Below are 9,710 nucleotides of genomic sequence, written 5' to 3'. Positions count from 1 at the left end.
CAGCAGATGCGACCCGCGCCCGCGCCCCGGGCCACGATTCCCGGGACCTTCTTCGCCGGGTCGATCCTCGTGCGCAGGGTCGGTGTCCAGCCCGCCCCCGACTGGAGGGTCTCCGCGGGGATCTCGGCGTTGTGGACGGTGATCAGGTCGGTGAGGGTGCCGTTGACGTAGTTGTCGGTGGCGGTCAGCGGGGAGACGTTCCACCGCTTGAGCACCTTCGCCGCGCTGATCCCCGTCGGCAGCGTGAACGCGTTGTGCTCGGCGACGAGTTGGGACTCCTTGCCGATACCGAAGCTGTAGGAGTAGTCGCCGTTCGCCACGAAGTGGTTGTTGTAGGAGTCGACCTGCCCGAACCGCACGCGGGGCGCGCGCTCGACGAGGTTCGAGAACAGGTTGTGATGGAAGGTGACCTTGAGCTTGCCCCGGTCCCCCACCGCCGTGGACTCGCTGTCACTGTTGCCGATCAGGATCGTCTTGTCGTGCTCGGTGAAGACGTTCCAGGAGGCGGTGACGTAGTTGGCGCCGCGCACGATGTCCAGCTCACCGTCGTGCTGCTGGTAGAGCATCCCGAAGTAGGTCGGCGCCGCGCTGTCGGGGTGGCTGCCGTCGGTGAAGGTGTTGTGGTCCAGCCAGACATGGGTCGAGCCGTAGACGACGGCGGTGTCGTACTCGGAGTTCCAGTTGCCGCTGGAGCCGTCCGTCGGGTCCCACTGCGGGAAACAGTCGATGGGGCTCTCGAAGGTGAGGTTGCGGACGATGACGTTGTCGACGGCCTTGATCTGGAGGCTCGCGCCCTTGAACCCGGCGTTCTTGCCGACCCCGATGATCGTGGTGTTGGCGGGCACGTTCGCCTTGATGGTCTGGTCCTGGTTGGCGGCGGACGCGCGGCGCAGGCCCTCGGGGCTGTCGTCGGGCTCGGCGCTCAGGTCGGTGTCCAGGCCCCAGGCCTCGGGCGAGTACTTCGCCAGGTAGGCGTCGAAGTCGTAGCCGGGCGCGGCGAGGGAGTCACAGCCCTCGGAGACCGCGTCGATGGTCCCCTTCACCTTGATGATCTTCGGCGCGGTGCCGCCCGCGGCGAGGGCGGCCTTGAAGCCGGCCCAGTCGGTGACCGTGTAGACGTGGGCGGCGTCCGCGGCCGCGCCTCCGGTGGTGCCGGCGCCCTCGGAGCCCCAGCCGTCACCGGCGGCCAGGGTCTCGCGGGCCGTGTCGTGGCCCTTGGCCTCGGCGGTGGCGCCGGTGACCGCGAGGACGAGGGCGGTGCAGCCCGCCACCGCCAGCGCCTTTGTTATGACATGCCCATGCCATATCTGTGTGTTCATTGTGCGGCTCTCTTTCGACTGCGAAGAAGGGTCAGACGGTGGCCGGCGACGGCCAGGTGATCCAGGACTCCGGGATCTCGGCGTCGAGCCGGCGCACGTCCCGGGGCGCCAGCACGCGGTGCCGCAGCAGTTCACCGGCGACCAGACGGGCCACCGCGATGGCACCGGGCGGATTGAAGTGCGTGTTGTCCTGCTCGGTTTCGGTCCAGTTGAAGTACTTCTTGGTCTCCTCGACGCCGAGTTGCTGCCACAGGGCGAGCGACAGCGCCTGGATGTCGAGCAGCGCCACGCCCTCCTCCCGGGCGAGCGCCCGCATCGCGGCGGGGTACTCCCCGTGCGTCGGCACCGCGTTGCCGCTCGCGTCGAACTTGCGGCGTTCGACGGAGGTCGCGAGCACCGGCCGGGCCCCCTTGGCGCGGGCGCCGTCGACGTACAGCCGCAGGTGGTCCTGGTACGTCGTCCAGGGCTCGGTGTACCGGGCGGGGTCGGCGGTCTTCTCGTCGTTGTGCCCGAACTGGACGAGAAGGAGGTCACCGGGCCGGATCAGGGCGAGGATCGCGTCGAGCCGGCCCTCGTCGACGAAGGACTTCGAACTCCGTCCGTTCACCGCGTGGTTGGCGACGGAAAGGCCCTTGCGCAGGAAGAAGGGAAGCGCCATGCCCCACCCGGTCTCGGGAGCGGCGTCGGAGTACTTCTGGGCGGCGGTGGAATCACCGGCGATGTAGAGGGTCCGCTGCTCCCCGGCTTGAGCGGTACCGGTTGCGCTGAAAGCGACGGGCACGGCGGCGAGCGCCGCCACGGTGACGTGTCTACGGGTAAGTGCCATTACAGGTCAGCCTCTCTTCCCCAGGGGCGCGGGGAACTGCGCGACCGGCCACGACGGGCCCGCAGTTCCCCACGATCGGAACCACCCGAGACCTCAGCCGTTCTGTTCCTTCCATTCGGCCTGGGCCTTGTTCAGCTGGTCGGCCATGGTGTCCAGGAAGTCCTTGGCACTCATGTCCCCGAGCAGGACCTTCTGGAAGTTCGGCTCGTTGTCCGCCTTGGAGATGGTGTTCCAGTCGGGCAGGTAGTACGGCAGCTGGACGATGGTCGTGGAGCCGTCGGTCAGCGCGGCGGCGGCGAGCTTCGTGGGCTCGGCCTCGGAGATCCAGGAGTCCTTCGCGGCGTCGTTGTTCGACGGCACCTGCCCCGCGGCCTTGTTGAACTTCGAGTTCTCCGCGTGCGAGGTCGCGAACTCGATGAACTTCCAGGCGGCTTCCTTGTTCTTCGAGCTCTTGAACACCCCGAGCCCGTCGACCGGGTTGGACACCTGGACCCGCTTGCCGCCCGCGCCGATCGGCTGCGGAATGCCCCGGAACTTGTCGACCCCGAGCGCCTTCACATGGTCCTGGTACGAGCCCAGGTTGTGGTTCAGCATGCCGATCGTGCCGGAGTCCCACTGCGCGACCATCTTGGTGAAGTCGTTGTTGAGGTCGGCCGCCGGGGTGTCCTTCTTGTACAGCGCCGCGTACTTCTCCAGCGCCGCCACGTTCTTCGGGTCGTTGACCGTGGTCTTGTCGCCGTCCCAGAAGGACGTGATCCCGCTCTGGCCGTACATCGCGTCCAGGGCCTGCGCGATGGACCCGGCGCCGCCGCGGATGGTGTAACCGAACTCGTTCTTCTTGGCGTTGGTGAGCTTGGCGGCGGCCTCGTAGAACTTGTCCCAGGTCGTCGGCTCGTCCAGGCCGGCCTTCTTGAACAGGTCGGTGCGGTAGTACAGCACACCGTTGTTGGCGGAGGTCGGGATGGAGTACAGGGTGCCGTCGCCACCCCCGGACGACTTCAGTACGCCGACCATGTCCTCGTTGAGCTTGCCGTTCAGGGAGGACTTCGCGAGCCGGTCGTCCAGCGGCTCCAGCGCGTTCTGGGCGGAGAACCCGGCGAGCATGGCCGCGCCGACACCGCCGACGTCCGGCAGGCCGCCGCCCTGGATGGCGGTGTCGACCTTGGACTGGTACTCGGTGGAGGCGATGCCGACGTACTCGACCTTGATGTCGGGGTTGGCCTTCTGGAAGTCGGCGATGACCTCCTTCCAGATGTCGGTGCGCACGCCGCCGTTGTTGTCCCAGAAGACGATCTTGCCCTTGCCGCTGCCCTCGTCGCCCTTGTCACCGCCGGCCCCGCTGCCGTCGTCACCGCAGGCGGTGGCGGTCAGCGCCAGGACGGACCCGAGGGCGACGGCTATGGCAGCGCGCCTGCTTCTGCGGATACTGATCTTCATTGATCGGCTCTCTTCTTCTTCTGATTCCAGCGGTGAAATGAGGTTGTGGGGGGAAGTCAGCGGCGGGTGTGGGGGGCCCAGCCGTCCGTGCCCTTGAGGTAGTCGGTGACCGTGTACGTCCTCGCGGCGGCGGCCGTGAGCTGCGGCCGGTCGGGGCTCGGGGCCGCGCCGGGTCCGGTGTTGCGGTACTCGGCGAACCTCGCGTCCTTCCAGGAGAAGCCGCTCATGTCGGTCCAGGGCGCGGTCTTCACGGCGGCCGGGAGTGCGGTGTCGCGGATCAACACCTGGGCCACGGCGGCGGGTTCACCGCCCGGGTGCCACGGCCGCCCGAGGTGGAAGGTCCCCACCGGGGCGTCGCTCACGACCTTGGACCGGGTGATCAGGAACCCGTACGGGTTGCCCTTCCAGGTCGAAGCGGCGGTGATGTAGCCGTTGTTGGCGTCCGAGCCGCGGCTCAGCGCCCGGATCACGGACCGTTCGATCACCGTCGTCGCCCGGCCGTAGACGAAGTCGACATCGCCCTCGATGTACGAGTCGCGGATGTAGACCCGGCTGATCACGTCCAGCTTGGGGCTGTCGGTCATCAGGGTGTCCTGGTTGCCCAGGAAGGCGGTGTCCTCGAAGACGATCCGGTCGCCGGTCGTCTTCATCGCGAGGGCCTGCTCGCCCTTCAGCTCGACCGCGGCCTCGTCGAAGTCGTTGCTGAAGGTGAGGTGGCGGGCGGTGACGTCGTTCGCGGCGATCCGGACCGTCGCGCTGCCCGTCGAACCGCCGTACTCGGCGGGGGTGTCGTAGACGATGACGGTGTCGGACCGGTCCTGTCCAGTCCCCTGGAGCACGATGTTCGGCTTGGTCGCCGGGATGTACACCTTGGCCCGGTAGGTGCCCGGCGCGACGGCGATCGTCACCGGCACGGTGTTCCCGTCGGGCACCGCGTCCACGGCGTCCTGCACGGTCGGGTGGTCGCCGGGGACGTGCAGGGTCACCCCCATCCGCTGCTGCGGGCCGGAGAACCGCGACACCAGGGAGGGGACGGCGGCGGCCGGGTCCAGCCGGTAGTCGTAGAAGGAGCGCGGGTCGAAGGCCGTTCCCCACGTGTCCGTCCGTCCGCTCGTGTTCCTCAGGATCGACCCGCGCTGCACCAACTCCGCGGTCGCGTCGGCCTGGTAGGGGTGCTGGACCCCGTCGTAGTAGCTGCTCTCGATGACCATCCTCGTCCGGCCGCGCGACCAGTTCCCGTACGTCCACACCGGGTCCCCGTCGGCCACCTGCGCCGAGAGGTAGTTGTTGTAGAGGTGGGCGTAGGCGCAGTTGTCGGCGGACGGGTTGCGCTGCTTGGTTCCGGTGAACCAGTTGTGGTCGATGGTGATCTGGGTGAGCAGGTTGGTGGTCCAGCCGATCCCGAACGCCTTGTTGTGGCTGCGGAACTGGTTGTAGGAGACGGTGACGTACTGGCTGTCCTTGCGGATGTCGAGGAGCCCGTCGCCCATGTGCTCGAAGCGGTTGTGGTCGATCCAGACGTGGTCGGCGGTGTCCATCTGGATCGCGTCGAAGTCGGTCGTCTTGCCGTCCCAGTCGCCCTCGACGTACGAGTCGCGGATGGTCAGGTTGCGGATGATGACGTTGTGGGTGCCGGGGTTGAGATGCAGCTCGCCGTGGACGATCTCGCCGGTGTCACCGACGCCGATGATCGTCTTGTTCGAGGTCACCACGATGTCCGAGCCGAAGGGCTCGACCGCGATGGAGCCCGAGACCCGGATGACGTACGGCTCCTCGGCCGCCGCGTAGGCGGCCAGCGCAGCCTGGTCGGTGACGGTGACGACCTTGCCGCCGGCCCCTCCGGTGGTCCCGCCGGCGAGGGAGGCGAAGCCGTGGGCCCGGTCGCTCCAGCGGTCGGCCCGGATCTGGCCGCCCCCGCGGTCGGCCGCGGCCTGCTCGGCGGGGACGGCCCTGGCCTGCCCGATCGCCCCGAGGCTCAACGCGGCCACCAGACCGAGCACAGCGGCCAGGACCTTTCCGGACCCCGGTCTCTGCAAGCGCTTGCTATCAAGGTGCTGCGTCATTGCGGCTCCCAACAGGCTTACGGGTTCGGTGCGTTACAGGTGGTCGATTCTGAAGTGCGTGAAGGTTGCCGCTCCGGCGTGGCCTCCTCCGACGGGTGCGAGGGCGAACAGTCCGAGCAGGGCCCCGACCCAGCGCCAGGGGGTGGCGGTGAACACGGGTCCGGAGGGTCGCGGTCCCTCGCCGAGGTCGTGGAAGAACCGGCAGCGGGCTCCCGCGCCGATCTCGATCCGCAGCCGTGCCCTCGCGGCGGGAGCGGGTCGCGGATGGCCGGCGTCCCGTTCCCGCTCGGCGACGCCCTCCGCGAACCGGTGCACCAAGTGCGCCTCGCCGTCGGCCCCGCGTTCGAGCCCGATCCAGCTGAAGGCGTCGCCCAGGACGGCGAGTCCGGCCCGTGCGCCCGGCTCCTCGCTGTGCAGCTCCAGCTCCACCTCGACGGCCGAGGGCGTACCGGGCAGCCGCTGGGTGAGGACGTTCGGCACTCTGCGCAGGTCGTGCGCGTCGGCCGAGCGGACGCAGGTCAGTCGCAGCCCGTCAGCGGAGTGGTGGGTGGCCCAGCCGGGCTGCGGGTTGGCGGTCCACTGCCACTGACGGCCGAAGCGTCCGCCGGGGAAGTCGTCGTCGGTGGCGGGCGCCGCGTCCGGCTGCGGCGGAAGATCGGGCCTTTTGTGTACGGCGACGGGGGCGCCCGCGTCGCCGAGCACCGGCCAGCCGTCGGCACCCCAGCGCATCGGCTGGAGGTGGACGACCCTGCCGTAGGGGCCCTTCTGCTGGAAGTGCAGGAACCAGTCCTGTCCGGACGGGGTGCGCACCCAGCCGCCCTGGTGCGGTCCGTTGACGTCGGTGTCCCCCTGTTCCAGGACGATCCTCTCCTCGTACGGGCCGAAGAACCCGCGCGAGCGGAAGGCGCCCTGCCAGCCGGTCTCCACTCCCCCGGCGGGTGCCAGGATCCAGAACCAGCCGTCGTGCCGGTAGAGCTTGGGGCCTTCGAGGGTGAACCAGCCGGGGATCCGGTCGCCGTCGACGATCACCTTCCCCTCGTCGAGGAGTTCACGGCCGTCGAGGTCCATCCGGTGCCCGGTGAGACGGTTCTTGACGCCGGAGCGGGACTTGGCCCAGGCGTGCACCAGATAGGCCTCGCCGGTCTCCTCGTCCCACAGCGGGCACGGGTCGATCAGGCCCTTGCCGGACTTGAGGAGGTGCGGCCGGGTCCAAGGGCCCCTGATGCCGGGGGCGTTGATCTGGAAGATGCCCTGGTCGGGGTCGCCCCAGAAGATCCAGAACCGTTCGTCGTGATGGCGGAGCGACGGTGCCCAGACCCCGCAGTCGTGCCGGGGTCTGGTGAACTCCCCCGCCGGCTCCAGGCGTTCGAGGGCGTGCCCGATCAGGGTCCAGTTGACCAGGTCGCGGGAGTGCAGCAGCGGCAGTCCGGGAACGCGGCCGAAGCTGGAGGCGGTGAGGTAGAAGTCGTCGCCGACGCACAGGACGTCGGGATCGGACCAGTCGGCGTCCAGGACCGGGTTCGAGTACGTCGACGGGTGGTTCGGACGCGGGTTCGGAGGCGTGGGGGTCACTGGCTGACCGCCTTCCGCACCAGGGCGGCCGCTTCGAGCCGGGGCAGCCGTCCGTCGGCCACGACGGTGACGATCCGCCGTACGACGGTCTCGCCGGACGGGATCGGCAGCCGCTCCTCGTGGGCGAGCGAGGAGCCCACCCCCGGGTACTCACCGGCGCGCACGAACCAGGGGTCGCGGCGGGTCCGGTCGGTGGCCCCGGCGAACACCAGGGTCCAGCCGGCGCCGGAGAGGGCCACCCAGTCGGCTCGGGTGCCGTGGACCGCGGCCTCGCCCTCGCCGTCGACCGTGAAGACGTCCGGCGCGTCCTGTTCCTTGCGGGCCCGCCAGAAGAAGCCGCCGTAGGCCGCGCCCGGGCGGCCGTTGGTGGCCGGGCTGCCGATCGACAAGGGGCACTGGGTGACGTTGGTGAGGGAGAAGGTGAAGTCCAACGCCCAGGCCGCGGCGCTCAGTTCGGTGGCCGCGACGGTCCGGCGCTCGCGCAGCAGCTCCGTTCCGGAGGCGACCCAGCGCAGCTCCTCCACGAAGCCGTCCGGGTCGCGCAGCTGGAAGGAGTTGTGGCGCTGGGCGCCGTGGTTGTCGAGCTCGGTCGGGCCCTGGTCGCGGACGTAGGTGCGCCCGCCCCAGAAGTTGTTCCCCTCGACGTCGGGAACGGCGACACCGACGCCGAGGTGGTGGATGTGGTCGGCCGGGCTGAGTTCGGTGACAGCCGTGCCGCCCAGGGTGGTGACGGGGTGCAGATAGGGGCGCGGGGAGAGCCGGGCGGGCAGCTCGGGCCGGGTGACGTAGCGGCCGACCGGGCGGCCCGCGACACGCAGGACCGGGGAATCGGGGGTCGTCATGTGCTCACCTCGTTCGCGTCGTGCGGCCGGGCCCAGGCGGCGCCCAGCTCGGAGTAGAGGGCGAGGCTGTCGGCGGCGGCCGCGACGAGTCCGTCGACGCCGGGGACGACGCGACGGGCCTCGTCGGGGAGCAGGTGCCAGGCCGTGGCCGGCAGCGGGGTCGGGTCGGGGGCCAGCCGGATCGCCTCGACGACCTTCATGAAGGCGCCGGTCACGTCGGGGACGACGAGCAGCTCGTCGCCGTCGGTGATGTGGTCGACCAGGTTCTCCAGGAGGTCGGTGCGGCCGTACTCGTACTCCTCGGGGCCGTGGCCGGCCCGCTGGAGCAGCACACGGTCCTGCTTGTACCAGTAGGTGATCCGGCCCTGGTCGCCGTGCACGACGACGTACGGCTCGCCGGGGTCCTCGGCGCACAGGGTCGCGGCGACGGTGACCTTGCGGCCGTTCGCGGTGGTGACGCGGACGCAGGAGGTGTCGTCGGACTCGATGTCGTTGGCGCGCAGCAGCTCGGTCTCGATACGGGTGACGTCCTCGGCGCGGGTGGTGCCGTTCAGGGCGAGCGCGGTGGCGACGGCGTGGGCGAGGGGGTTGGTCAGCACCCCGTCGATCACGTCGACGCCGTTCATCCGCCGCTTGCCCGCCCAGGGCGCGCGCCGGTAGTACGTCTCGGCACGCGCCCAGGCACCGGCCCCGCCGATCCCGGTCACCTCGCCGATCGCGCCCTCCTCGACCAGCTCGCGGATCGCGGGCACGGCGTGCGAGCCCAGCGACTGGAAGCCGATCTGGCAGGCGACCGAGGCCGCGGCGACCCCGTCGGCCATGCGGCGGAACTCCGCGTACGACGGCGCCGGGGGCTTCTCCAGGAGGATGTGGACGCCCTTGCGCGCGGCGGTGAGTGCCAGGTCCGTGTGGGTCGGGATCGGGGTGCAGATCACCGCGATCCGGGCGCCGGTGGAGTCGAGGAGCGCGCCGAAGTCGGCGGACTGCTCGGGCGTGCCGAGCCCTTCGGGGATCTCCTCCGCGGTCAGCGGGGTCAGCTCGCAGATCCCCGCCAGCCGTACGATCCCCTTGTCCTGCAGCCGGCGGATGTTCTCCAGGTGCCAGCGACCGTGGCCGCGGGCGCCCGCCAGGACGATGTCCACGGTGCCGGTGTCGTCGGTGCTCCTGGTGTCCACGGTGTTCATGGCATCCTCCCTGCGCTGTCGATCTTTGTGTGCAGGGTAGGCGTCCAGCCGCTGTCCACCGTGAGGTCGCGCTCGCTTGCGGAGTCGTAGGCGTTGGCCAGGCCGGCGGCCTCGATGCGGCCGGAGGCGGCGATCGCGGAATCACCGGCCAGCCCCAGGAGCACACGGCCGACGGCACGGCCCTCGGCACGCACGATCACGCCCACCAGGCCCAGCACGGCCCCGCCCCAGGCGATCCGACGAAGTCTCACTTCACCGTCACCCCCCTGCCGGATCCAGCGGCGCCGACCCGAGGACCGACGAACGACCACGCCGAGGGCGCTCCCGCGACGACCGACCCACTCCCCGCGACTCCGGAACCCTGCGCCCCGGACCCGGCACGGGCCGCCGCGATCCCGGGCCACCTCACGCCCCCGGCCGTGCGTGCAAGCGCAGCCGGAGCAGCTCCTTCCAGGACCCGCCCGCTC

General features: G+C 70.2%; 8 protein-coding genes. All 8 read right to left on the bottom strand.

The annotated features are described in order from the left end of the window. Nucleotides 1–1,319 (bottom strand): polysaccharide lyase family 1 protein (locus tag EHS43_RS27685; RefSeq protein ID WP_125193470.1); only part of this gene is annotated, 1,319 nt, incomplete at its 3' end. Between the two features lie 31 nt (nucleotides 1,320–1,350). After that, nucleotides 1,351–2,145: a rhamnogalacturonan acetylesterase gene (locus EHS43_RS27680; protein ID WP_125193469.1), complete on the bottom strand. Its 795-nt coding sequence runs from the start codon at nucleotides 2,143–2,145 to the stop codon at nucleotides 1,351–1,353. Nucleotides 2,146–2,238: 93 nt separating this feature from the next. Further along, nucleotides 2,239–3,582, bottom strand: coding sequence for a sugar ABC transporter substrate-binding protein (locus tag EHS43_RS27675; RefSeq protein WP_125193468.1), 1,344 nt, complete (start codon nucleotides 3,580–3,582; stop codon nucleotides 2,239–2,241). Between the two features lie 56 nt (nucleotides 3,583–3,638). Then, nucleotides 3,639–5,645 carry a pectinesterase family protein gene (locus EHS43_RS27670; RefSeq protein WP_125193467.1) on the bottom strand — a complete coding sequence of 669 codons (2,007 nt, stop codon included), beginning with the start codon at nucleotides 5,643–5,645 and terminating at the stop codon, nucleotides 3,639–3,641. A gap of 33 nt (nucleotides 5,646–5,678) precedes the next feature. After that, nucleotides 5,679–7,217: a glycoside hydrolase 43 family protein gene (locus EHS43_RS27665; RefSeq protein ID WP_125193466.1), complete on the bottom strand. Its 1,539-nt coding sequence runs from the start codon at nucleotides 7,215–7,217 to the stop codon at nucleotides 5,679–5,681. Further along, complete coding sequence (locus EHS43_RS27660) at nucleotides 7,214–8,059, bottom strand: PmoA family protein (protein WP_125193465.1); 846 nt, start codon at nucleotides 8,057–8,059, stop codon at nucleotides 7,214–7,216. Before EHS43_RS27660 ends, EHS43_RS27665 begins: the two co-directional genes overlap by 4 nt. Beyond that, the gene (locus EHS43_RS27655; RefSeq protein WP_125193464.1) at nucleotides 8,056–9,243 is read right to left on the bottom strand and encodes a Gfo/Idh/MocA family protein; all 1,188 of its coding nucleotides are present in this window, start codon (nucleotides 9,241–9,243) and stop codon (nucleotides 8,056–8,058) included. The genes EHS43_RS27660 and EHS43_RS27655 overlap by 4 nt, the downstream gene beginning before the upstream one ends. Further along, nucleotides 9,240–9,494 carry a hypothetical protein gene (locus EHS43_RS27650; protein ID WP_125193463.1) on the bottom strand — a complete coding sequence of 85 codons (255 nt, stop codon included), beginning with the start codon at nucleotides 9,492–9,494 and terminating at the stop codon, nucleotides 9,240–9,242. The genes EHS43_RS27655 and EHS43_RS27650 overlap by 4 nt, the downstream gene beginning before the upstream one ends. Between the last annotated feature and the right edge of the window lie 216 nt (nucleotides 9,495–9,710).

The organism is Streptomyces sp. RP5T (assembly GCF_003933965.1).
In the GTDB taxonomy this organism is placed as follows: Bacteria; Actinomycetota; Actinomycetes; order Streptomycetales; family Streptomycetaceae; genus Streptomyces.
The sequence above is the reverse complement of the archived record's forward strand: the minus strand, read 5'-3'. Positions and strand labels throughout refer to the sequence as shown.